Source organism: Aestuariispira ectoiniformans (assembly GCF_025136295.1).
GTDB lineage: Bacteria > Pseudomonadota > Alphaproteobacteria > UBA8366 > Aestuariispiraceae > Aestuariispira_A > Aestuariispira_A ectoiniformans.
In genome coordinates this window covers 1329490-1351465 of the sequence record NZ_CP062788.1, presented here as the reverse complement: position 1 = coordinate 1351465, position 21976 = coordinate 1329490, and the positions used below count along the sequence as shown (strand labels likewise).

19 protein-coding genes and 1 riboswitch are annotated in these 21976 nt (G+C 58.2%); of the genes, 10 read left to right on the top strand and 9 right to left on the bottom strand.

Annotated features, from left to right (window positions below):
• Positions 1 to 27 precede the first annotated feature (27 nt).
• The 6 genes from leuB to IF205_RS06520 all read left to right on the top strand — a co-directional run bounded on the left by leuB (position 28) and on the right by IF205_RS06520 (position 5397).
• A complete protein-coding gene (gene leuB, locus IF205_RS06545) occupies positions 28 to 1140 on the top strand; it encodes a 3-isopropylmalate dehydrogenase (RefSeq protein WP_259782490.1) in 1113 nt (370 codons plus the stop codon).
• 91 nt (positions 1141 to 1231) lie between these two features.
• Positions 1232 to 1894 carry a glutathione S-transferase family protein gene (locus IF205_RS06540; protein WP_259782489.1) on the top strand — a complete coding sequence of 221 codons (663 nt, stop codon included), beginning with the start codon at positions 1232 to 1234 and terminating at the stop codon, positions 1892 to 1894.
• Complete coding sequence (locus IF205_RS06535; protein WP_259782488.1) at positions 1891 to 2526, top strand: DUF2238 domain-containing protein; 636 nt, start codon at positions 1891 to 1893, stop codon at positions 2524 to 2526. Before IF205_RS06540 ends, IF205_RS06535 begins: the two co-directional genes overlap by 4 nt.
• A gap of 148 nt (positions 2527 to 2674) precedes the next feature.
• On the top strand, positions 2675 to 2818 hold the full coding sequence (locus IF205_RS06530; RefSeq protein ID WP_259782487.1) for a hypothetical protein: 144 nt from the start codon (positions 2675 to 2677) through the stop codon (positions 2816 to 2818).
• Between the two features lie 110 nt (positions 2819 to 2928).
• On the top strand, positions 2929 to 3948 hold the full coding sequence (locus tag IF205_RS06525; RefSeq protein ID WP_259782486.1) for an aspartate-semialdehyde dehydrogenase: 1020 nt from the start codon (positions 2929 to 2931) through the stop codon (positions 3946 to 3948).
• Between the two features lie 57 nt (positions 3949 to 4005).
• Positions 4006 to 5397: a tetratricopeptide repeat protein gene (locus IF205_RS06520; RefSeq protein ID WP_259782485.1), complete on the top strand. Its 1392-nt coding sequence runs from the start codon at positions 4006 to 4008 to the stop codon at positions 5395 to 5397.
• Between the two features lie 58 nt (positions 5398 to 5455).
• On the opposite strand, the gene fghA is transcribed toward IF205_RS06520, so the two are convergent.
• Both fghA and IF205_RS06510 read right to left on the bottom strand, forming a co-directional pair.
• On the bottom strand, positions 5456 to 6295 hold the full coding sequence (fghA, locus tag IF205_RS06515) for an S-formylglutathione hydrolase (protein WP_311195741.1): 840 nt from the start codon (positions 6293 to 6295) through the stop codon (positions 5456 to 5458).
• Positions 6296 to 6435: 140 nt separating this feature from the next.
• The gene (locus tag IF205_RS06510; RefSeq protein WP_259782484.1) at positions 6436 to 7548 is read right to left on the bottom strand and encodes an S-(hydroxymethyl)glutathione dehydrogenase/class III alcohol dehydrogenase; all 1113 of its coding nucleotides are present in this window, start codon (positions 7546 to 7548) and stop codon (positions 6436 to 6438) included.
• Between the two features lie 212 nt (positions 7549 to 7760).
• A riboswitch (cyclic di-GMP riboswitch) is annotated at positions 7761 to 7843 on the top strand.
• A gap of 6 nt (positions 7844 to 7849) precedes the next feature.
• On the opposite strand from IF205_RS06510, the gene IF205_RS06505 reads away from it, so the two are divergent.
• A complete protein-coding gene (locus IF205_RS06505; RefSeq protein WP_259782483.1) occupies positions 7850 to 8392 on the top strand; it encodes a hypothetical protein in 543 nt (180 codons plus the stop codon).
• A 13-nt stretch (positions 8393 to 8405) separates the two neighbouring features.
• Here the strand turns inward: IF205_RS06505 and IF205_RS06500 are convergent, their stop codons facing one another.
• The gene (locus IF205_RS06500) at positions 8406 to 10658 is read right to left on the bottom strand and encodes a methyl-accepting chemotaxis protein (RefSeq protein ID WP_259782482.1); all 2253 of its coding nucleotides are present in this window, start codon (positions 10656 to 10658) and stop codon (positions 8406 to 8408) included.
• Positions 10659 to 10867: 209 nt separating this feature from the next.
• Complete coding sequence (locus tag IF205_RS06495) at positions 10868 to 11656, bottom strand: AsmA family protein (protein WP_259782481.1); 789 nt, start codon at positions 11654 to 11656, stop codon at positions 10868 to 10870.
• A 165-nt stretch (positions 11657 to 11821) separates the two neighbouring features.
• Here IF205_RS06495 and IF205_RS06490 point away from each other — a divergent pair, with 165 nt between their 5' ends.
• Together IF205_RS06490 and IF205_RS06485 are read left to right on the top strand one after the other, a co-directional pair.
• Entirely contained in the window at positions 11822 to 14047 is a 2226-nt protein-coding gene (locus IF205_RS06490; RefSeq protein WP_259782480.1) for a putative bifunctional diguanylate cyclase/phosphodiesterase, read from the top strand.
• Positions 14048 to 14078: 31 nt separating this feature from the next.
• Positions 14079 to 14555 carry an MmcB family DNA repair protein gene (locus IF205_RS06485; RefSeq protein WP_259782479.1) on the top strand — a complete coding sequence of 159 codons (477 nt, stop codon included), beginning with the start codon at positions 14079 to 14081 and terminating at the stop codon, positions 14553 to 14555.
• Here the strand turns inward: IF205_RS06485 and IF205_RS06480 are convergent.
• Positions 14552 to 15049 carry a DUF2938 domain-containing protein gene (locus IF205_RS06480; RefSeq protein WP_259782478.1) on the bottom strand — a complete coding sequence of 166 codons (498 nt, stop codon included), beginning with the start codon at positions 15047 to 15049 and terminating at the stop codon, positions 14552 to 14554. The two genes, IF205_RS06485 and IF205_RS06480, sit on opposite strands and share 4 nt — an antisense overlap.
• 90 nt (positions 15050 to 15139) lie before the next feature.
• Between IF205_RS06480 and IF205_RS06475 the strand changes: the two genes are divergently transcribed.
• Positions 15140 to 15811, top strand: coding sequence for an ArsR/SmtB family transcription factor (locus IF205_RS06475; protein ID WP_259782477.1), 672 nt, complete (start codon positions 15140 to 15142; stop codon positions 15809 to 15811).
• Here the strand turns inward: IF205_RS06475 and rfaE1 are convergent, their stop codons facing one another.
• The 4 genes from rfaE1 to IF205_RS06455 all read right to left on the bottom strand — a co-directional run bounded on the left by rfaE1 (position 15812) and on the right by IF205_RS06455 (position 21802).
• Entirely contained in the window at positions 15812 to 17287 is a 1476-nt protein-coding gene (gene rfaE1 / locus IF205_RS06470; RefSeq protein WP_259782476.1) for a D-glycero-beta-D-manno-heptose-7-phosphate kinase, read from the bottom strand.
• A gap of 136 nt (positions 17288 to 17423) precedes the next feature.
• Positions 17424 to 17852, bottom strand: a complete 429-nt coding sequence (locus tag IF205_RS06465; RefSeq protein ID WP_259782475.1) for a universal stress protein — start codon at positions 17850 to 17852, stop codon at positions 17424 to 17426.
• A 17-nt stretch (positions 17853 to 17869) separates the two neighbouring features.
• The gene (locus IF205_RS06460) at positions 17870 to 20692 is read right to left on the bottom strand and encodes a TRAP transporter permease (RefSeq protein ID WP_259782474.1); all 2823 of its coding nucleotides are present in this window, start codon (positions 20690 to 20692) and stop codon (positions 17870 to 17872) included.
• Positions 20693 to 20833: 141 nt separating this feature from the next.
• Positions 20834 to 21802, bottom strand: coding sequence for a TAXI family TRAP transporter solute-binding subunit (locus IF205_RS06455; RefSeq protein WP_259782473.1), 969 nt, complete (start codon positions 21800 to 21802; stop codon positions 20834 to 20836).
• Between the last annotated feature and the right edge of the window lie 174 nt (positions 21803 to 21976).

Here is a 21976-nt window from a genome sequence, read left to right as displayed (position 1 = left end):
CACAAATCACAGGGAGTGTCGCAAGCCATGGCATCCAACAAGACCCTTCTCATGCTGCCCGGCGACGGGATCGGCCCCGAAGTCTGCAACCAGGTCCGCCGCGTGGTCGACTGGATGGCGAAACGCCGCGCCGTCAACTTCGATATCAAGGACGGTCTTGTCGGCGGCGCCTGCTATGACGTGCACAAGCAGGCCGTCACGGACGAGACCATGCAGGACGCCATGGATGCCGATGCGGTGCTCTTCGGCGCCGTCGGCGGCCCGCAGTATGACAATGTGGAACGCCATGCACGCCCGGAAGCGGGCCTGCTGCGCCTGCGCAAGGAAATGGACCTCTTCGCCAACCTGCGCCCGGCCGTCACCTTTGACGCGCTGCTCGACGCATCCACCCTGAAGCCGGAAGTCATCCAGGGACTGGATATCATGATCGTTCGCGAGCTGACCGCCGGTGTCTATTTCGGCGAGCCGCGCGGCATGCAGGTCTATGAAGGCGTGGAACGCTGCGTCGACACCCAGGCCTATACCAAGGCCGAAGTGGAACGCGTCGCGGAAGTTGCCTTCGACCTCGCGCGCAAACGGAACAGCAAAGTACATTCCGTCGAAAAGGCCAATGTCATGGAAACCGGCGTCTTCTGGCGCAAGACTGTGACCGCGCTGCACGAAAGCGGCGGCTATAGCGATATCGAGCTGCAGCATATGTATGCCGACAACTGCGCCATGCAGTTGGTCCGCAACCCGAAACAGTTCGACGTGATCGTCACCGACAACCTGTTCGGCGACCTGCTGTCCGACGCGGCTGCCATGTGCACGGGCTCGCTCGGCATGCTGCCGTCGGCCAGCCTCGGTGCGGTTGATGAATTCGGTCGCCGCAAAGCACTTTACGAGCCGGTCCACGGTTCCGCACCCGACATCGCCGGTCAGGACCTGGCAAACCCCAGCGCCATGATGTTGAGCTTTGCGATGACGCTGCGTTATTCCTTCGACCTGCAGGAAGATGCGGACCTGATCGAAAATGCCGTCCAGATGGCGATGAAATCCGGCAAACGCACCGGCGATATCATGGCCGACGGCTGTGAACAGGTCGGCACCACCGGCTTTGGCGACGCCATCATCCGCGCCTTGGATGAACAGGCCGCCTAAGACTGCCTTCCATAAATTCTTTGAGTGATGGCCTGGGACGCTTATAGTCGTCCCAGGCCATTTTCTTTCGTGACATCAAAGGATTGAAAACATGCTGCAAATCTGGGGGCGCCGGAATTCAAACAACGTAATGCCGGTGATGTGGACAGTAGGCGAATTGGGGATTGAATTCGAACGCCACAATGCGGGCGGTTCCTTCGGTGGCGTTGATACGCCAGAATACCTGGAGATGAACCCCAACGGTAAAATCCCGGTGATCAACGATGACGGCTTCGTCCTGTTCGAAAGCCAGGCGATTATCCGTTACCTCTCCACCAAATATGCAAAAGGGACGCTCGCGCCGGAAGATCCGCAGGCCTTCGCCATCGCAGACCAATGGATGGAATGGTACAAGACCACTGTCTTCGGTCCCTTCCTCGGCCTTCTGATTGCCGTGGTCAGGACGGAGGAAGGCAAACGGGACCAGGGCCGCATCTTTTCCCTGAATGCGGACTTGGGGGGCCTGTTGGATATTCTGGATGAGCAACTGGCAAAGCATGAATACGTGGCTGGCGATACATTCACCATGGCCGACATTCCGCTGGGTGGTGCGATCTATCGTTATTACGAGATGGCCGTTCCCCACCATAAGCGCCCCCACATCCAGGCCTGGCAGGAACGGTTGAAGGAACGGCCGGCCTTTCAGACACATGTCATGTTCCCCTTTGGCCGCAACCTGGCCGAATGGAATGCGCTGGAGCAACAGGACGCATGACGGCGAAACCCCGGACCGGATGGATAGAACCCGGCCTGTTGCTGGGCTTGTTTCCTATTCTCGTCTGGTCCTGGGTCGACGCCGCCGACCGCCTGACCTGGTGGCTGGAGGCCGCGCCGATATTCATTGCCGTCCCGATCCTGGGCTGGACCTGTCGGCGTTTCCCACTAACCCTTTTAACCCTTTGCCTGATCTGGGTTCACGCCGTCATCCTGTTGGTTGGCGCGCATTACACTTATGCAGAGGTGCCACTCGGCGATTGGGTCAGTGACTGGATGGGCTGGCAGCGCAATCACTATGACCGGCTGGGTCATCTGGCGCAGGGATTAATCCCGGCCATCATCGCACGGGAACTCCTGATCCGGCTGACACCGCTTCGCCCCGGTGGCTGGTTGTTTGCAATCATAACGCTTTGCTGTCTGGGGATAAGCGCCCTTTACGAACTGGTGGAATGGCTGGCGGCTGTTCTGACCGGCACCGCCGCCGATGCCTTCCTCGGTACGCAAGGGGACGTCTGGGACACCCAGACGGATATGGCACTTGCCCTGCTGGGTGCAATCCTTGCCCAGGTGGTCTTGCGCCATGTCCATGACCGGCAGTTGAAGACTTTGCACGGCAATCAGCGTGATTAAACAGACCCGACATCCCCGAACGACCACCCGATTGCGGGGCGGGTGACTTTTCTAAACGAAGATTACCGATGCGACTATTGGACAGGACACTTGATTTCTGCTCTGCTTATCCGTAAAAGAACCCTGTTTTGGTTTTGAGGAAACACATATGCGCGACTTCTCGGATATCCGTATTATGCGGCGTGGCACTGGCCACGATCCGAAGCATGCGCGCATTTGCGGGATGGCTGCATCTTTTGTGATGCCGACCACCGCGAAGAAAACCACCAAGACCACCAAGACCGGCACCTAGCTGGAAGAACCTCGTGCGCACATGCAAGCAGGCTGGGGTTCTTCTTCCCCGGCCTTTTTTGTATGGGTGGCGATTTGACAGTAACTCGAACACGGAAGACTGGTAAGAAAATGGGATATAAGGTCGCAGTAGTCGGCGCCACGGGTAATGTCGGGCGCGAAGTATTGAAAACGATGGCCGAACGCAATTTCCCCGCTGACGAGGTGGTAGCACTCGCTTCCTCCCGTTCCGTCGGTACGGAAATTTCCTACGGCGAAGACAAGACCATCAAGGCACAGGACCTGGCCACCTTCGACTTCACCGGCACCGACATCGTTCTGTCCTCGCCGGGTGCAAAAGTCAGCGCGGAATTTTCCCCGAAGGCCGCTGCCGCCGGTGCTGTTGTCATCGACAACACATCCCAGTTCCGCATGGACCCGGATGTGCCGCTGGTGGTGCCGGAGGTAAACCCGGAAGCGTTGGAAGGCTGGCGCAAGAAAGGCATCATCGCCAACCCGAACTGCTCCACCATCCAGATGGTCGCGGCCCTGAAACCGCTGCATGAAGCAGCCGGCATCAAACGCGTCGTGGTCTCCACCTATCAGTCGGTTTCTGGCGGTGGCAAGGAAGCCATGGATGAGCTGTTCAACCAGACCCGCGCGATTTATGTGAACGACCCGATCGTGAAGGAAAAATTCCCCAAACAGATCGCGTTTAACGTAATCCCGCATATCGACGTCTTCATGGATGACGGCTCCACCAAGGAAGAGTGGAAAATGGTCGTTGAGACCAAGAAGATTCTGGACCCGAAAATCAAGGTCTCCGCGACCTGTGTCCGTGTCCCGGTCTTCATCGGTCATGCGGAATCCATCAACCTTGAGTTCGACCGGGAAATCAGCGCCGATGAGGCCCGCGAAATCCTCAAGAACGCACCGGGCGTGACGGTCTTCGACCACCGCCAGGATGAAGGTTACGTCACCCCGGAAGAATGCGCCGGTGAAGACGCCGTTTATGTCAGCCGCATCCGCGAAGACAGCACCATTGATAACGGCCTCAACATCTGGGTTGTTTCCGACAACCTGCGCAAGGGTGCTGCCCTCAACACTGTGCAGATCGCCGAAGAACTGATCAAACGCGACTTGCTGGGCTAAACCTTCGCCCTGATAATCCATCTCGACCACCGGGCCGACTGCGGCTACTCTTTCTCTATGAGCGAGACAGACACCGCAGACAGGGCAAACCCGGTGGTCGACAATGGGGCCTCATCTGCGGCTGCCCTCCTAAAAGTGGCGCTGGATCATCACCAGGCCAACCGCCTGGACGAGGCCGAGGCCTGCTATCTTGCCATCCTGAAATCCTATCCCGACTTCGCCCCGGCCTGGATCAATCTGGGTGTTCTCATGCGGCGGCAGGGGCAACTGGACGCAGCAGCCCTGTATCTGAAGCACAGCGTCGGCCTGCTGCCTGAAGATGGACGCTGCTGGTCGAACCTGGGCAACGCCCTGCGTGACCTGGGGCAATTGGAAGAGGCGGAACATGCTCACAGGCAGTCTCTGGCGCTTTCACCGGACAGTCCGGAAACGCACTACAATCTAGGCCTCTGCCTGCGTGAGCGCGGAGATATAGCCGCCGCCATCACATCCTTCGAAACAGCAGCCGCCAAAGGTTATGACAAGCCCGACCTTGCCTGGGACATGGCCCTGACGTTGCTGTTAAGCGGCGATCTGAAACAGGGGTTTGCCCAATATGAGGCCCGATGGATGTTGCCGCAAAGCCCACCGCAACATCAGGACATCCCGGGCTGGGACGGCAATGATCTCGACGGCACATTACTTGTCTATGCAGAGCAGGGCCTCGGTGACAGCATTCAGTTCTGCCGCTACCTTCCCCTGTTGCGCGGCAAGGCGAAACGGGTCGTCTTCGAGTGCCAGCCACCCCTCTGCCGTCTCTTGCGGGCAAGCCCTGCCCTGGCAGGTATTGATATTGCCGCCCGCCAGCATGAGGCGTTACCTCGTGCCGATGCTGCAGTCGCCCTGCTCAGCCTGCCCCGGTTTTGCGGGACCGTTGACGACCGGACAATCCCGGCAGATATTCCCTATCTGATGCCTCCGACGACCAACATCCCGGCCCTGGCTGCAGAGAAACGGCACCGACGTGTCGGCCTGGCCTGGGCCGGAAAGCCCAGCCATAACAACGACCGCAACCGGTCCTTGCCGCTGTCATCGCTCTCTCCCCTGCTGGACTGCCCGGATACGGATTTCTTCAGTTTCCAAATGGGGGCCGCCGCAGGCCAGATCGCGGCATTGCACCTATCCCCGCTGTTGCCGGATCTCAGCCCCCATATCCGGGATTTCGCCGATACCGCGGCCCTGATCCGGGATATGGATTTGATTATCACGGTTGATACCTCTATCGCCCATCTCACCGGAGCATTGGGAAAACCCGTCTGGGTGATACTGCCTCATGCACCGGACTGGCGCTGGCAGCTGGGTCGCGACGACAGCCCCTGGTATCCGACCATGACACTGTTCCGTCAGGAAAAGCCCGGCGACCGGGACGGCGCCATCCGGCGCGTCAGGGACCAACTGACCGCCTTCTAAAGCAAGAGGCCGGGGAAATCCCCCGGCCTTTGTTTCGCACATACCGTCGCGGCAGGAGTTATTTCTTCAATCGCTCCGCATGCCAGGCGATATGTTCGCCGATGAAGCTGGCAATGAAGTAGTAGCTGTGGTCGTAGCCTTCCTGCATGCGCAGGGTCAGCGGCACATTCCGGCGGCCGCAGGCCCGCACGAGCAGGTCCGGCAGAAGTTCGGTTTCCAGGAAGTTATCCGCAGCCCCCTGATCCACCAGAATGTCATGGGCCCAGCCGACCGTATCAATCAGGGTGCAGGCGTCATACTGTCCCCATTTGGAAACGTCCTCACCCAGATAGCTGTTCAGCGCCTTCTGCCCCCAGGGGCAGTTGATCGGCGAGACAATCGGCGCAAAGGCCGACAGGGACTTAAACAAATCCGGATTCTTGAGCGCCAGGGTCAACGCCCCATGCCCGCCCATCGAATGGCCGGTAATGCCAAGACGGTCGATATCCGCCGCAAAATTATTGGCAATCAGCCCCGGCAGTTCCTTGACCACATAGTCTTCCATCCTGAAATGCGGCGCCCAGGGCGCTTCGGTCGCATTCAGATAGAAGCCCGCGCCCTGGCCCAGGTCATAGGCCTCGTCATTGGCAACGCCTTCGCCACGCGGGCTGGTATCGGGGAACACCAGGATCAGGCCATGTTCGACCGCATATTGCTGCGCACCGGCCTTGACGGTCGCATTTTCCCAGGTGCAGGTCAGACCCGACAGGTAAAACAGGACCGGCAAGGGTTTATGCCGGGCCGCTTCCGGCTGGAAAACCGCAAATTCCATCTCTGTTCCGGTCGACGTGCTCTGATGCCTGTAAACACCCTGCACACCACCAAAACATTTCTGCTCACTGACTGTTTCCAGACTCATGCCATCCCCACAGAATAGTAATAACTTGCTGATTTAAAATTACATCACCCCGGGGTTCGGCCCAAGGTCTTTCCTATCTCACTACCCAAAAAGGCCCGCCACAGAATTTGCAGCGAGCCTTTCTCGATGGCACATCCGTCTTAGTCGAAGGTGACGACCGAACGGATCGACTTGCCTTCATGCATCAGATCAAAGGCCGTGTTGATCTCATCGAGCGGCATGACATGGGTGATCATGTCGTCGATGTTGATCTTGCCGTCCATATACCAGTCGACGATTTTCGGCACGTCCGTGCGGCCCCGCGCACCACCGAAAGCTGTACCGCGCCAGGACCGGCCGGTGACCAGTTGGAACGGACGGGTGGAGATTTCCTGACCGGCACCGGCAACACCGATGATGATCGATTCACCCCAGCCCTTGTGGCAGCATTCCAATGCCTGACGCATGGTGTCGGGACGACCGATGCATTCGAAGCTGTAATCTGCCCCGCCACCGGTCAGGTCGACCAGATAGGGCACCAGATCGCCTTCCACTTCCAGCGGATTGACGAAATCGGTCATGCCGAATTTCTCCGCCAGCGGCTTTTTGGACGGGTTGATATCGACACCGACGATCCGGTCCGCACCCACCAGGCGCGCGCCCTGGATCACGTTCAGGCCGATACCGCCCAGACCGAAGACGACAACCGTGGAACCCGGTTCCACCTTGGCGGTGTTGACAACTGCACCGATGCCCGTGGTCACGCCGCAACCGATATAGCAGACCTTGTCGAACGGGGCGTCTTCACGGATTTTCGCCAGCGAGATTTCCGGCAGGACCGTATAGTTGGAGAAGGTGGAGCAGCCCATGTAATGCAGGACTTTCTCACCATTGATGGAGAAACGGCTGGTACCGTCCGGCATGACGCCCTGGCCCTGGGTGGAACGGATCGCCTGACACAGGTTGGTTTTCGGATTCAGGCAGTATTCGCACTCCCGGCATTCCGGCGTGTAAAGCGGAATGACGTGGTCGCCCTTCTTCAGGTTCTTCACACCCGGTCCAACCTCGACGACAACACCTGCGCCTTCGTGGCCCAGGATCGCCGGGAACTCGCCTTCCGGATCATCGCCGGAAAGCGTGAAGGCATCCGTATGGCATACACCAGTCGCCTTGATTTCAACGAGGACTTCCCCCTCGCGCGGGCCGTCCACAGTGACGGTTTCGACAGACAGCGGCTGCCCTGCTTTGAAGGCTACTGCGGCACGCGACTCCATAGCTGCTTCCCCTAATTTCATTTCAAAAACTGGATGCTTATCTCTCTCGCTCAGCCGCCGATGGGAACGGGGCCGCGAAAGTTTCGCCGATGGTCGCAGAGCTTCCAGCGCCAGGCAACACAAAACCGGACAGAAATATGCAATATTGCGCCGTGATAGCAATCTCTGCCCTTGTCCTTACCATTTGCCTGACGATAGAGTTACAGTAATATTTCCCGACAAGGCAAACCGTCGGCGACGGCGGGACGCAAAGTCACCGGCCCAGGAATCAATTCGGGGTGGCGGGACTACCGAAGGAAGAATGATGCGAAGACAAGAAAGTAACAGTTACCGGGCCCTGATCATTACGCTGCTGCTCGTTGCGGTGATCCTGCCTTTTGTGATTTATTTTTCCGCATCCTACCTTCTGCACACCTCCCCGTCTAAAAATCCGGCAGGAATATCCCAGTCATCGAACCGGATAGACCCCGGCCCCGCCTGGCTTCAAACCCGCCCGATCATGGTGCCCGACGGCCGCAAGGGCTATCTGATCCTGCGGACCTATATGCGTATGGTGAACCGGGACGCCGCCGATTACGTGTGCCGTTCCTATCCACGTCTGGCAGACGAAATCCAGGAGATGCTGCTGGATCGGCCCGATATAATCCAGCATGCCATCCACGGGCAAAGCTCGGCTAACAACTTTATCCAGAAGGCCCTGACCAGCCGGATCGGCAACGAGTTGTTCACCCGCACGATCATTTCGCAGACCGATCAGGTCATGATGGATGAAACCGACACCTCACGCTACGAATGTAATCAGGAACAGGGCACCCGCCTGATATTCCGCGCCAAGAAGCATTAACCCGCACGCCCGGTTATCCGCGGACCGTCGCCATGAATTTCTGAACTTCTTCATGCATTGTCTGTGAGTCCGCGTCGACGTCACGGGCCATCTCGAGAATACCGCTGGCCAGACCGCTCGTCTCTTCCACGTCCTTTGAGATAGACCCAATGGAATCGGAGACATTGCGCATGCCCTCCGTTGCCCGCATGACGCTTTGTGCGATTTCCTGGGTCGCGGCCTCCTGCTCCCCAACCGACTGCGACACTGTGCGTGAGACTGCCTCAACGTCGGTTATGGACGTACGGATCGCCGTGATCGCGGTCACCATATCGCCTGTTTCCTGCTCAATGGAGTTTACAAGGTTCGTGATTTCCGTTGTCGCCTGCGCTGTTTGCGCAGCCAGCGATTTCACCTCGTTGGCAACCACGGAAAATCCCTTGCCCGCCTCTCCGGCCCGCGCGGCCTCTATCGTCGCGTTCAGCGCCAGAAGGTTCGTCTGATCGGCGATATCCTGAATCAGATCGACAACCTGCCCGATTTTGGTAACGGCGTCGGACAGACGGGCCATCCGGTCCGCAGTTGCACCGGCCTGCGTCACCGCATTTTCAGTGAGCGCACCGGAGCGTGCCACCTCACCATTCACATTTTCAATGGAGCGCGACAACTGTTCGGAAGCCGCCGCAATGGTTTCGCTGTTCTGGGTCGACTCCCGGGCGGAGTCGGTTACCGCAGCGGCCCGAGTGCCCGTCCGGCCCGCGGCATCACTCAGGACTTGCGCGGACTGTCTCATCTTGCCTGCACTGCCGGACAGTTTACGGATCAAATCACCGACAGAGGTTTCGAAACTGTCCGCCAGGTCCCGCATCATTGCCTGCTTTTCCACTTCAGCACGCTGACGGTTTTCCTCTTCCTGCCGATGCAAGGTCTCCATCTTTTCCGCATTGGCTTTGAAGACCTGTACGGTCCCGGCCATAACCGTCAATTCATCGCGCCCGCGGATATCCACATCGACATCCAGCTTGCCATCCGCAAGTTTCGTCATAACCGCCGCCAAGGTATTCAGACGGCGGATAACGTTGCGCTGTACATAGGCCCAGGCAATCAGCAAGGCGACAACGATTGCCACGGCAACCAGCCCCGCCATCTGATAGCGTGCCTTGATGATTGCGCCGTCAAAATCCTGCTTTTGTTCCGCCAACCCCTGCTCCGCCTCATCAACCAGATTCTGCACAACCGTCAAAAGCCGGGTCGAAATATCACGATTGGCCGCCAGCAGTGCATCTGCTTCCGCCTGTGCCTGCAATTCCTTCCGGCGCAGGGCAAACGGGTTATCCGGTGCCCCCGCTGCCAATGTGAAAAACGCGTCCAGGGGCTTTTTGACCGTATCCACCCCGTTGACGCCCCCCAGGGAATTCAGATTGGCCGTCGTCAGGTCGGCGGTCTTGTCATAACGCCCGCGCGCCTCATCAACCCCTTCCAAAGTCGGGGCCAACGCCCCTTGGACGACACGGCTCTCCAACAGGGTCACTGAGGCATCCAGACGCAGGGCCGATTGCAGGACACCGGCATTGGACAGGGCCTTGCCATAGATTTTCTCAACGACCGCATAGGCCTGTTCCCCGCCGATTTCCTCCTGTTCATCAAGAAAGTCATAGGCACCATCGGCAACGCCATCGAAAGCGATATTCGCCTCATTGATCAGCGGCACGATTTCGTTGGATGTCTGAACCCGAAGTTCCGCTACACGGTCCAACATTGCCGCCAGCGACTGCTGCGCCTGCAAACGCCCCTGTACCGCCAGATCCAGTTTGGTGAGGTTTTCGCGAATAGCGGCTTCCGTCTTGCGCAGATCGTCAATGGAATCCTGGTCCGCCGCGACATCTGCCAGAATGGCAAGCTGATGATCGAACTGTGCCAGCATTTCGGTCAACCGGGTCAGAGCGTCTTGTCGGGTCTCCGTGCTGTCTGCACCGGCCAGAATGGGCGACAGGGCCGTAATCCTTGCGCCCTGTTCCGCTAGGGTCTTGGAAATGGAAATGGCGGGAACACCGCGATCAACGATCGCCTCCTTGTTCCGCCCGAGATTGATGAAACTGGTCCAGGCGACAGCGGCGACCATCACAGTAAGCAGCACCGATACGCCAAAGGCCAGCCAAAGACGCACGCCCAGTCCGAACCGCACAGGGCGCGACCGCACATCGATTTCTCCAGTTATTCCACCACGGTTTTGAAGACTGACTTCTCCCACCCCGGCCTCTGCCTCGGGCATCTCATCTCTCGGCATTTCCGCCTCCCAGTTAACGGACAAACCCGCCAAAAACGAACAACAATCGGCTTATAGTTTTCATTTTCGAACTTTGTAGCACGGAAACTATCTATTTTTGAACTATTTTTGTATCGTCTTAAGGATGGGTTGGATGAGAAGGTTTCAGAGACAAAAAAAGCGGGGCTGCAATCAGCCCCGCTCACGGCATCAGATCGGGTGAATGGAAATCAGTTGCCAATCAGCCCTTTCAGCTTGCTGCCTGCCTCTTCCGCAGCCCCCTTGAGGCCTTCGCCACCGCCTTTGACAGCGCTACCGGCACCTTCAAGCACCTGGCCTGCGCCTTCCATCATGCCTTTCAGGTCGAGGGAGGAGACGGATTTGATCACAGACTGGTTGACGGCAGAGAGCACCTTGGCCGCGACTTCGGCCGGTGTGGCGCCGCCGGAATCCTTACCGATATTGGTCAGGTGAATGGTCGGAAGCGGCACGCCCATTTTCTTGCCCTGCAGGAAGTCGGCGCTGACCGCCACTTCACCATCCCGGACATAGAGATTTTCGATGACCAGTTTGGGGCCTTCCCCACCACTGTCATCCGACGCCCCGCCGGAGCTCACGGTCTTGGTGAAGGCATCCACGTTGCTCTGGATCGTTGCAATATTGCTCTTGGTCCCTGCCAGTTCATAAATGACCTTGGGTCCATCGACTGTGACTTCCTTGATGGTGATCACGTCACTGTTGATAGAGGACGTATCGACCGCCACATTGACACCACCCAGCGCGAAGGCGTAGTCGGTTTTGAAGCCATCCGGGTTGCCGACCTGCAGGTTTTCCAGACCGCCCTTGCCGTTGGTCAGGTCCAGGTTGACACCGCCCAGTGTCACTTCAACCTTGGTAACGCGGCTGCCGCTTTCCTCGACCGCCGTTTTGATGATGCTGTCCAGATTGCTGTAGAGATAGGCAACGCCTGCCACGACAATGGCCGCAATCACCCCTAAAGCGATCAAAATTTTCTTCATTGGATTCCCCTTCCAGGATCAACCACCGCAGGCGGGTCCGCCCCACGGCCAGAATTTCGTACACATGCCCCAACGGTAATATTGTAACGTTGCAGTTTTGTAAGGTCCAGAACGTCTCTTGCTTGACTTTAGTTACAAGCTGGGAAATTCTTTCGCCAGCCAGATGTGAGTGAGAGACATGTCTGCGCCAAGGAAAACAGTGTCGGTCCAGGGGAGAGAACCGGCGCAGAAGTCGGGGTATTGGTTTCCGTTATGGACCATATGTATAGGCGCACCGTAGGGGCAGGGCTTCCTATCGCGGGCGATGAGGAGTCTGACAACCCTTCGTCGCAGGCTCGGTTTGCGCTTCGTAAGGAAAACTGGCTTTCAATTCTGGATGGCATTGGGCTTTGCGCCCTCGCTGTTGAAAAGAACGGCATAATCTCGCGCGCCAACAAGACTGTCTCGCGCCTGCTCGCCCGTGACACGAACAGCGTTATCGGCGAAAGCATTACACATATCCTGCCGGAATTGAGCCAGGCCTCCAGTCTTTCCGACCGTCTGACCCAGGTTGCAGGCTCAGGCAAGTCCCAGGACATGCTGGCCCGTCATGGGGGTGGGCGGGATATCCCGGTCACGGCGACCATTTCCCATTCCATTCATGACGACGATCATCGTTTTCTTGTTGTCCTGCACGACCAGGACCAAAAAGAAAACACCTTGGACCAGTTGCTGCGCACGGATCGCTTCCTGACCGATATCATGGACAGCTTTCAACTCTGCGCCTTTGAGTGGGACATGGAAAACGACGATGTACGCTTCCAGGGCTCCTGGCAACAGGCCTTCAATCTGAAAGCGCCATCAGGAAGTTCCAGCATTCAATGGCTGCTGGACCAGCTACACGGTGAAGATCATGGGCTTGTCCTGAAAGAGCTGCGCGATCTGCGCAAGAACGCAACATACCGCATGGAATGCGAGGCCCGCATCCAACCTGGCGTCGGGCCGGAACGCTGGGTTCTGATCCGGGCAGGCAACCGCGTCGATGAACAGGGCAAGGCACAAAGGATCGTCGGCGCTGTCCTCGATATCACAAGCTATAAGTCAGCCGAGGAGCAGAGCGAACAGATCGTTAAGGACGATGCCCTGACCGGCCTGCCCAACCGGCAATATCTTCTGTCCCATATCCAGACCAACTGCCGCAGGGGCGATTTTGCGCTGGTCGTCATTGATATCGACCGTTTCCGCCATGTAAACCAGAGCCTCGGCACCTGGGTCGGCGACGATGTGATCCGTATCCTGGCAGAGCGCATCCGGCATCGCATCCGCAAGGACGACGTGGTCTGCCGCCTGTCCGGCGACCAGTTTGCGATCCTCATCCATGATGCCAAAGACGACGCCCATATCCACGAGCAGATTGCCCGCATCCGGCGGCGTATCGGCGAGACGGTGAACCTGGGCGCAGGCGTCACCGTCAATCTGGACATCAACGCAGGCATCCGGTGCTGGAAGGATATTACCAACGAAGACCCGGAAGACCTGTTGCGCGATGCCATCATCGCCCTGCGCAGCGCCAAGGAATATCCCTCCGGGAAGATCATGGAATATTCCGACGAACTGCAGCAGAAGATGATGAACGCCGCCCTGTTCGAGAAGGACGTGCGCAGCGCCTTTCGCAATCGTGGAATTGAGGCATTTTACCAACCGGTCATCGAAACCCGCAGCGGCCATCCAACAGGATTTGAGGCCCTGGCCCGGCTCCGCCATCCGGAGAGGGGCATTATTGCCCCGGCCGATTTCATCCCGCTGGCCGAAGAAACCGGCCTGATCAACGACCTCGCGCGCGAGATCATCCGCCAGTCCACACAACAGCTTGCCGCCTGGCGAAAGCAGTATCCCAGCCTGCCGCCGCTTACCATGGCGATCAACCTGTCACCGGCGCAATTCGACGATGACTGGATTATCGACGAGGTCAAGCGGGCACTTCAGGAAACCGGCCTCCAGGGAGCGGACCTGAAAATCGAAATCACGGAAACCCTGTTGATGGACAACATCGCCGGGACAACGAGAATTCTGGATCAGTTGCGCGCCCTGGGAATTCAGGTCTGCATCGACGATTTCGGAACCGGCTATTCGTCACTGTCCTACTTACGCAACTACAGCTTTGACACGCTGAAGATCGACCGGTCCTTCATCTCCCAGATCACCGAAGACCCGCGCCATGCGGAGCTGGTGCGCACAATTGTGCAACTGGGCCAGAATGTCGGGATGAATATCGTCGTCGAAGGCGTGGAAAGCCATGATCAGCACAGCTTGCTGACAGAGCTGGGCTGTCACTTCCTGCAAGGCTTCCTGGTTGCCGAGCCTTTGGATGCGCGTGACGCGACCGACTGGCTGCGCCGCTGGGTCACTTGAACTTGCCCACCGTTTATGCCCTGTTAGCTGGATGAGCGAAGACAATATTCCATCAAGCACCGCCGCACGGCCCGAAATAACCCAGGGTGTCACCCGGGGGGTTACGCGGTTGCTGCGCCAGATGGGCCAGGCCTGCATCACAGAGCTAAGCCTCAAGACCGGGCGGCGCGTGGATGTGATTGCACTGGACCGGAAGGGCCAGGTCACGGTTGTGGAAGTGAAGTCATCGCTGGAGGACTTTCGAACAGACGAAAAATGGCAGGAATATCTGCCATTCTGCGACGCCTTCTATTTCGCCGTTTCCGAAAGCTTCCCCGTTGAAATCCTGCCGGAAGACGTAGGTCTGATCATTGCCGACGCCTATGGCGCGGAGATCGTGCGTCCCGGCACGCAGGGAGAAATGAACCCCGCGCGCCGCAAGGCCCTGACCTTACGCTTTGCCCGGCACGCCGCAGACCGGCTGATGCGCTGGGAAGACCCGGGCGTAAAAGCCTTCCTCAAGGACTAGAGCACTATAGAGGCCAACAGCGCCGCCAGATACAGCCCCAACCCGAAAGAGCCATGGGCGATCAGGCTGCGCAGGCGCGCAGTATTGGGCGCAGGCGTTTTGGAGGCGGCAATGCCGAAACCGAAAGCGGGCTGCATCACAAAAAATGGCATGACCACCGTCACCAGACCAAAGCCGAAGGCCGGCAGGAAACTGGGTTCCAATGCCCAGTCAATCCCGGCCAGACGCAGCAGCACCGCCGCAAACACAACGCCAATTATGTAATGGGCGCTCCACCCGATGACCGCTTCTCCCGCCACGGGCCTGGCCGCGCCGATATTTGCATGGGCAAAGTTTCCCCGCGCCATATTGCCCAGCCAGCGCCCGACCATGGCATAGTTGAGCGACGGGATATTGAAGAAGGACTTTTGCCCCAGAGCCCAAAAGTCCATCACAAGGGTTGCACCAACCCCTATCGTCACCGCCCGTAAAACAAACTCCATTTCAACCGTCATTGCCGTGCCCTTCCCACAACTGCATCTCCATCATTCAATAATTTCATTGAATGTTTGATTGAGTCATGCCGCAATGCTACTGTCCTGTCAATGACGGACACAGACCACAACAACAGCAATTTTGACGCACCGGCGGAATTGGCCAGAAGTCTGGGCAACCCCCATCGTCTTGCGTTGCTGGAACTGCTGGCCCAGGGAGAACGACCGGTGGACCGGCTGGCAGAACTGTCGGGGCTTTCGGTCGCCAATACCTCCCAACATCTGCAGCAACTGCGCCGCAGCGGTTTCGTGCAAACCCGACGGGAGGGGAAATATATTTTCTATCGTCTGGGCGACGGGCCGGTTCTGCCGCTGCTGACCGCGCTCCGCCACTACAGCGAATACCACGCCCTTGAAATCCAGAACCTTGTCGCAGACAGCCGTCACCAACGTGACCGGCTGGAAGCCATCTCCCGGCAGGAACTCCTGACACGCATGGAAGATCACAGCATCACGCTGCTGGACGTGCGGCCAGAGGATGAATATGCCCACGGCCATCTACCGGGCGCGCTTAATATTCCGCTCGGTGACCTGGAAAAACGTCTGTCTGAATTACCGCAGGGCCAGGAGGTTATTGCCTATTGCCGCGGCCCCTATTGCGTGTTGTCCGTTGACGCGGTCAAGGCACTCAAGGCCAAAGGCATCAAGGCCCGGCTTATGGAAGGCGGTTTCCCGGAATGGAAGGCGGCGGGCCTTAAGGTTGAAGCCAAGCCTCGGCGCTGATCATTTCCCGTTCATCTTGGCAATGGTGCCGGTGGTGGACTGGCCATCAACCAGATTGGCGAGCACGACCTGCCCGCCCCAGCTTTGCACCTCCTGTGCGCCAACCACGGTCTCGATGGTGTAGTCCGCGCCCTTGACCAGCACATCCGGCTTCAGCGTCGTAATCAGCTTCATCGGCGTGTCTTCAGCGAAGATCACCACCATGTCCACATTCGCCAACGAAGCCAGCACGGTTGCCCGGCTGACCTCGTTCTGGATCGGGCGGGTCTCTCCCTTCAGGCGGCGCACGGAATCATCGCTGTTCAGGCCGACAATCAACCGGTCGCAGGCAGCACGCGCCTGATCGACCAGCGAGATATGTCCCGGGTGGAGCAAATCGAAGCAGCCATTGGTGAAGCCTACTTTCAGGCCCTTGCGGCGCCAGGCTTCAACCCGGTCTTCGGCCGTTTCCAGGGAATGGACCTTATGTTCGCTCTCCCGCCAGGCCTCGCCATGGACGGCAGCGATAATCTCGTCCGGATAGGCAACGGCGGTGCCCACCTTCGCGACCACGATCCCGGCGGCGATATTGGCAAGGCGCGCAGCCTCCACCATCGGGATTCCGGCGGCAAGGGCGGCGGCAAAAGTTGCGATCACCGTATCGCCCGCCCCCGCCACGTCGAAGACTTCCAAAGCCTGCGCCGACAGATGCTTTTCCGTGTCGCCCTGCGCCCCGTGATGGATCAGGGTCATGCCCTGTTCGGAGCGGGTCGCTAACAGGCCCTGCACGCCACATTCATTCATGATGTGGTGGCAGGCGGCAAGAATCTGTTTGTCGTCACCGACCGGCATGCCGGAGGCCAGCGCCAGTTCGTTGCGGTTGGGCGTCAGAAGCGTCGCGCCACGATATTTGTGGAAATTCTGCCCCTTGGGATCAACGATAACCGGCAGCTTCGCCATATGCGCAGCCTCGATCACCGCAGCGATCACCCGGCTGGTCAGAACGCCCTTGCCATAATCCGACAGGATCACCGCGCCGCAATCGGCCATGGCATCCGTCGCAGCAGAAATTACATTGTCTTCATGGTCCTGCGGCAACGGGCCGGTCGCTTCCTTGTCCGCACGCAGCAACTGCTGACCACCCGCCATATAGCGGACCTTCACCGTGGTGGGGCGATCCCGCAGGCGTTCCAGTTCCGGCACCACGCCCGGAAGCTCGGAGAACAGGCCAGCCACTTCCGTGGCGCTGCCGTCGTCACCGGTCGCCGCAACCATGCGGCAGCCGACACCCAGCGCCGACAGATTGCGTGCCACATTGCCCGCGCCGCCCAGATGGTTGCTTTCCCGGGTCACGGAAATAACAGGGATCGGGGCCTCAGGGGAAATGCGTTCCACCTTACCCTCGGAAAACCGGTCCAGCATCAAATCACCTACGCAGAGGACTTTTGCCGTTTTCAACCGGTCCAGAAGTTCCGTGATATCCGCCCCGTCGGCCATGCCGCACTCCAACTGTTTGACTCGAATTACCTGTGAGTTGAGTTACTCCACCCCGCCACGGGCGTCAATCTATCGGGCCCTAAAAGAAAAGGCGGGAGACTGTGCCCCCGCCTTTCTCAACCGATATCCGGTCCGGTTACTTCCGGATCACCAGAACCGAACAATTGGCGTGGCGTACCACGCGCGCGGCGTTCGGCCCCAGAAGATAGTCCTGCATGTTCGGGCGATGACTGCCCAGCACAATGAGGTCGCAGTTGACCTCTTCGCTGACACGCAGGATTTCCTCATAGGCTGTGCCATGCCCCACGATATGCTGAACCTGAATCCCTTCCGGGATTTCCTTTTTCACATAGGCGTGGAGCTGTTTATTGGCCTCATCCAGCATCTTCTTCTCATGATCCTTGGAGAAGAAGGAGCCGACAATGGACATGCCAAAATCCGGCACCACCGTCATCACATGAAGAGTGGAACCGAATTTCTCTGCATATTCCACCGCCGTCGGCACGGACAGGGCGCTGGCTTCGGGATGGCCCAGATCGACGGCCAGAAGGATATGTTTAAACATTACCGTTACCTCCGTCTTCAGGCCGCAACCGCGGCTGCACCAGCAGCATCGCGGCGACGGCGTTGAACCAGGACGACCAACCCAAGCAACAGCAAGGCCGGGATATACATCCACTCCTTGGCCGGTTGAACCACGGGCACAAGAACCGTGCTGATTTTCTGGTCGAAATCAAAACCTGCCTTCTGGGCCGGACTGTCATACATCGCATTGTCGATGATGATCTCATCACCCTGCGTCAGCAGGTCCAACCCGAAATCAGACAGGCGGTCTGCACCCTTGCCCGGTGCACCCAACTTAATGATGGCCGTGAAGGTCATCGGTTCGCCCACTTCGTCCAGGCCGTCCACGATGACCCGCAGTTCACCACCTTCCGGCATCTGTTCCGCCGCCTCGAAAATCTTGGCGGGCGGCTGATGATCGAAAGGCTCCACGATCATATCCATCCAGAAACCAGGACGGAACAGGGTGAAGGCAACCAGGATCAAAGCAAGGGATTCCCAGATACGGGACTTTGTCAGGAAGTATCCCTGTGTCCCGGCCGTGAACAGCAATATGGCCGCCGTCGACATCACGAAGACAAAGACGCCCTGTACCGGTGTCACATCAATCAACAACAGGTCTGTGTTGAAGATGAACAGGAAGGGCAGCAGGGCCGTCCGTAATGAATAGGCAAAGGCCACGAAACCCGTGCGGATGGGATCGCCGCCCGACACGGCTGCCGCCGCGAAGGAAGCCAGCCCCACCGGCGGGGTCACGTCCGCCATGATGCCGAAATAGAAGACGAAAAGATGCACCGCGATCAGCGGCACGATCAGCCCGTTTGCCTGTCCCAGGCTGACAATCACCGGCGCCAGCAAAGAACTGACGACGATATAGTTGGCCGTGGTCGGCAGCCCCATCCCCAGGATCAGACTGAGGATTGCGGTCAGCAGCAGGATCATGAAGATATTGCCGAAGCTGAGCAATTCAACCAGATCCGCCAAGACCGAGCCGACCCCTGTCTGGGAAACAGCACCGACGATCACACCCGCCGTTGCGGTCGCGATGCCGATACCGATCATATTGCGGGCACCGGTCATCAGGCCGTCAATCAGGTGGTCAAAACCTTCCTTGAACTTGCCAGCCGTGCCTTCCCCCCGGAACAGGGCAAAGAGGTGGCTTTGTGTCAGGAGGATGAAGACCATGAAGGCAACAGCCCAGAAGGCGGAAAGCGACGGTGACAGGCGTTCCACCATAAGGCACCAGATCAGGACGCCTACCGGCAGCAGGAAATACAGCCCGGAACGAATGGTCGGGCCCGGTTCCGGCAATTGCACGACCGGCTGGTTCGGGTCATCGACCTCCAGGTCCGGTTCCTTGGCGCAACGCGATGCCAGCCAGACATAGGCCAGGATCAGCAAGACGCCAACAATCCACGGCGTCAACGCCGGCCCGGCAAGGCTGCGGATGATATCCAGCAGATAGGACACGCCGAAGGCCCCGATTGTCAGGTTGCAGATCACCAGGGCAAATACCGAAATGATCTTTTCCTTGGTGCCTTCCGAGGCATTCCGGAACACCCCTTTGTAGATCAGGAACTCAAGACCGATCACAACGGCAACGGCGAGCAGCTTCAGTTCCGCACTGCCCAGACCATTGAAGAACTGGACAACCCAGTAAACGCCACTGGCAAGCGCCAGTACAATCGCCACCGACATCAGGAAGGAAAGCATCGCCCATTTGAAGGGTTTCGGCTGACCGGCGCGCGGCAGGCCTTCCATGCCATTCTTCATCGCCTCCAGATGGACGATATAGACCAGCGCGATATAGGAGATGATCGCCGGAACGAAAGCATGTTTGACCACTTCGAAATAGGGAATATTGACATATTCCACCATCAGGAAGGCGGCAGCCCCCATGACCGGCGGCATGATCTGGCCGTTGACGGAAGAGGCCACTTCGACCGCCCCCGCCTTTTCGCGGGAGAAGCCGACGCGTTTCATCATCGGGATCGTGAAGGTGCCGGTTGTCACCACGTTGGCAATGGACGACCCGGAAATCAGACCGGTCATGCCGGAGGCAACCACGGCCGCCTTGGCCGGACCACCGCGCAGATGCCCCATCAGGGAGAAGGCAACCTTGATGAAATAGTTACCGGCCCCGGCCTTCTCCAACAATGCCCCGAACAGGACAAAGAGGAAGACCAGGTCCGTGGAAACGCCAAGTGCGATCCCGAAGACGCCTTCGGTGGAAATCCACTGGTGATAGGCAACAGCCCCGAAGCTTGCGCCCTTCCAGGCAAGGATGCCCGGCGCATATGGTCCCAGGAAAGTATAGCCGATGAAGACAATGGCCACGACCATAAGCGGCGGCCCCAACGCACGCCGGGTTGCCTCCAACAGCAGCAGCATGCCGACGATGGCAACGCCGATATCGACGGCGTTCGGGTTGTTCGGCCGGTCCGACAGCCGTTGGCCGGTCAGGGTTCCGATCAATTCCGTATTGGCTACGAAAAGATAGAAGGCACAGCCGAAGCCGAGAATGGCAAAGACCCAATCCAGCGCCGGAACATACCGGCGCGGCGAGGATTTGCCAGCGGGATAGGCCAGAAACGCCAGCAGCACCGCGATCGCCAGATGGATCGAGCGCATCTCGCCGCTGTTAAAAACACCAAAGCCGACCACATACGGGATCGGCGACGAATACCAGACTTGTAACAGCGACCAGATCAGTGCGACCGCCGCCATGAATTTAGCCACATTTTTATTGGATGGCTGCCGTCCCCCGGTATCGGTTGAGGCAACGAGATCCTCCAGCTCTTCGGCTGACAACTGTGTGGCCGTGGTATCCTTGTCACTCATAGCAAAGACCCCCAGCAAAGGAATTATTCCGCATCATACGGAAACATCTTACGGCCGTTTTCGTCCATGACGAATTTTACCCCATCGGCCGCAGAAAAGCGAACGGGCGGGAATGTTCCCGCCCGAAAGCCATCAAAAGACTTACATCCAGCCTTTTTCTTTGTAGTATTTGATCGCACCCGGATGCAGCGGGGCAGACAGGTTGTTCTTGATCATCTTGGCTGCTTCAAGATGGGCAAATGCAGGGTGCATTTTCTTGAAACGATCCAGATTTTCAAAAACAGCCTTCACGATCTGGTAGACGGTTTCTTCATCCGTTGCCGTGGAGGTGACGAAGGTTGCACCAACGCCAAAGGTTTCCACGTCATCCGGATTGCCTTTGTACATACCGCCCGGCAGGGTCGCCATGGCGTAATACGGCTTGTCGGCAACCAGCTTCTTGATCGTGTCGTTGTTGACCGGAACCAGTTTGGAATCACAGGTGGTCGTGGCTTCCTTGATGGAACCGTTCGGGTGACCGACGGTGAATACAATGGCGTCGACCTTGTTGTCGCACAGCGCAGAAGCCTGCTCGGCGGACTTCAGTTCAGCCGCCAGTGCAAAGTCGTCCATGGTCCAGCCCATTTTTTCCATGACAACTTCCATGGTGCCACGCTGACCGGAACCCGGGTTACCGACGTTGACGCGTTTGCCCTTCAGGTCGTCAAAGGACTTGATGCCGGAATCGGCACGGGCGAGAACGGTGAACGGCTCTGCATGCACGGAAAAGACCGAACGCAGTTCTTTGAACGCACCGTCCGGGAACTGTTTCGGCGCATCGCCGGCATAGGCGTGATACTGCCAGTCGGACTGGGCCACGCCCATGTCCAGGTCACCATTGCGGATACCGTTGATGTTGTCGACGGAACCACCCGTGGTGTGGGTGCATTTGATGTCGTGATCGGCCGTGCCACGGTTTACCAGACGGCAGATTGCACCACCGACCTGATAGTAAACGCCAGTCTGGCCACCGGTGCCGATGGTGATGAATTTTTCTGCATGCGCCGTTGCGGCGACCAAGGTCATGCCCGCCAGTGCAGCAGCAGCTACAGACAGCTTTTTGATCATCATGCCTTAACTCCTTACCTTCCTTATTCCCTGTTCGTGTTTGATGAAGCCCGGGTAAATCCCGCTGACGACTTCACAGGACATGGAAGACCGAACACGAACGGTCCACCTGTCTAACCGGCATAGCCGGTTTCCCGATAATCCATACAAACGAATACCAACGCCGCCGATGCCCAG

Excerpts from the sequence above, each read along its gene's own strand:
- leuB (WP_259782490.1), top strand. The coding sequence starts at position 28 with ATGGCATCCAACAAGACCCTTCTCATGCTGCCCGGCGACGGGATCGGC.
- IF205_RS06540 (WP_259782489.1), top strand. The coding sequence starts at position 1,232 with ATGCTGCAAATCTGGGGGCGCCGGAATTCAAACAACGTAATGCCGGTG.
- IF205_RS06535 (WP_259782488.1), top strand. The coding sequence starts at position 1,891 with ATGACGGCGAAACCCCGGACCGGATGGATAGAACCCGGCCTGTTGCTG.
- IF205_RS06530 (WP_259782487.1), top strand. The coding sequence starts at position 2,675 with ATGCGCGACTTCTCGGATATCCGTATTATGCGGCGTGGCACTGGCCAC.
- IF205_RS06525 (WP_259782486.1), top strand. The coding sequence starts at position 2,929 with ATGGGATATAAGGTCGCAGTAGTCGGCGCCACGGGTAATGTCGGGCGC.
- IF205_RS06520 (WP_259782485.1), top strand. The coding sequence starts at position 4,006 with ATGAGCGAGACAGACACCGCAGACAGGGCAAACCCGGTGGTCGACAAT.
- fghA (WP_311195741.1), bottom strand. The coding sequence starts at position 6,295 with ATGAGTCTGGAAACAGTCAGTGAGCAGAAATGTTTTGGTGGTGTGCAG.
- IF205_RS06510 (WP_259782484.1), bottom strand. The coding sequence starts at position 7,548 with ATGGAGTCGCGTGCCGCAGTAGCCTTCAAAGCAGGGCAGCCGCTGTCT.
- IF205_RS06505 (WP_259782483.1), top strand. The coding sequence starts at position 7,850 with ATGATGCGAAGACAAGAAAGTAACAGTTACCGGGCCCTGATCATTACG.
- IF205_RS06500 (WP_259782482.1), bottom strand. The coding sequence starts at position 10,658 with ATGCCGAGAGATGAGATGCCCGAGGCAGAGGCCGGGGTGGGAGAAGTC.
- IF205_RS06495 (WP_259782481.1), bottom strand. The coding sequence starts at position 11,656 with ATGAAGAAAATTTTGATCGCTTTAGGGGTGATTGCGGCCATTGTCGTG.
- IF205_RS06485 (WP_259782479.1), top strand. The coding sequence starts at position 14,079 with ATGAGCGAAGACAATATTCCATCAAGCACCGCCGCACGGCCCGAAATA.
- IF205_RS06480 (WP_259782478.1), bottom strand. The coding sequence starts at position 15,049 with ATGACGGTTGAAATGGAGTTTGTTTTACGGGCGGTGACGATAGGGGTT.
- IF205_RS06475 (WP_259782477.1), top strand. The coding sequence starts at position 15,140 with ATGACGGACACAGACCACAACAACAGCAATTTTGACGCACCGGCGGAA.
- rfaE1 (WP_259782476.1), bottom strand. The coding sequence starts at position 17,287 with ATGGCCGACGGGGCGGATATCACGGAACTTCTGGACCGGTTGAAAACG.
- IF205_RS06465 (WP_259782475.1), bottom strand. The coding sequence starts at position 17,852 with ATGTTTAAACATATCCTTCTGGCCGTCGATCTGGGCCATCCCGAAGCC.
- IF205_RS06460 (WP_259782474.1), bottom strand. The coding sequence starts at position 20,692 with ATGAGTGACAAGGATACCACGGCCACACAGTTGTCAGCCGAAGAGCTG.
- IF205_RS06455 (WP_259782473.1), bottom strand. The coding sequence starts at position 21,802 with ATGATGATCAAAAAGCTGTCTGTAGCTGCTGCTGCACTGGCGGGCATG.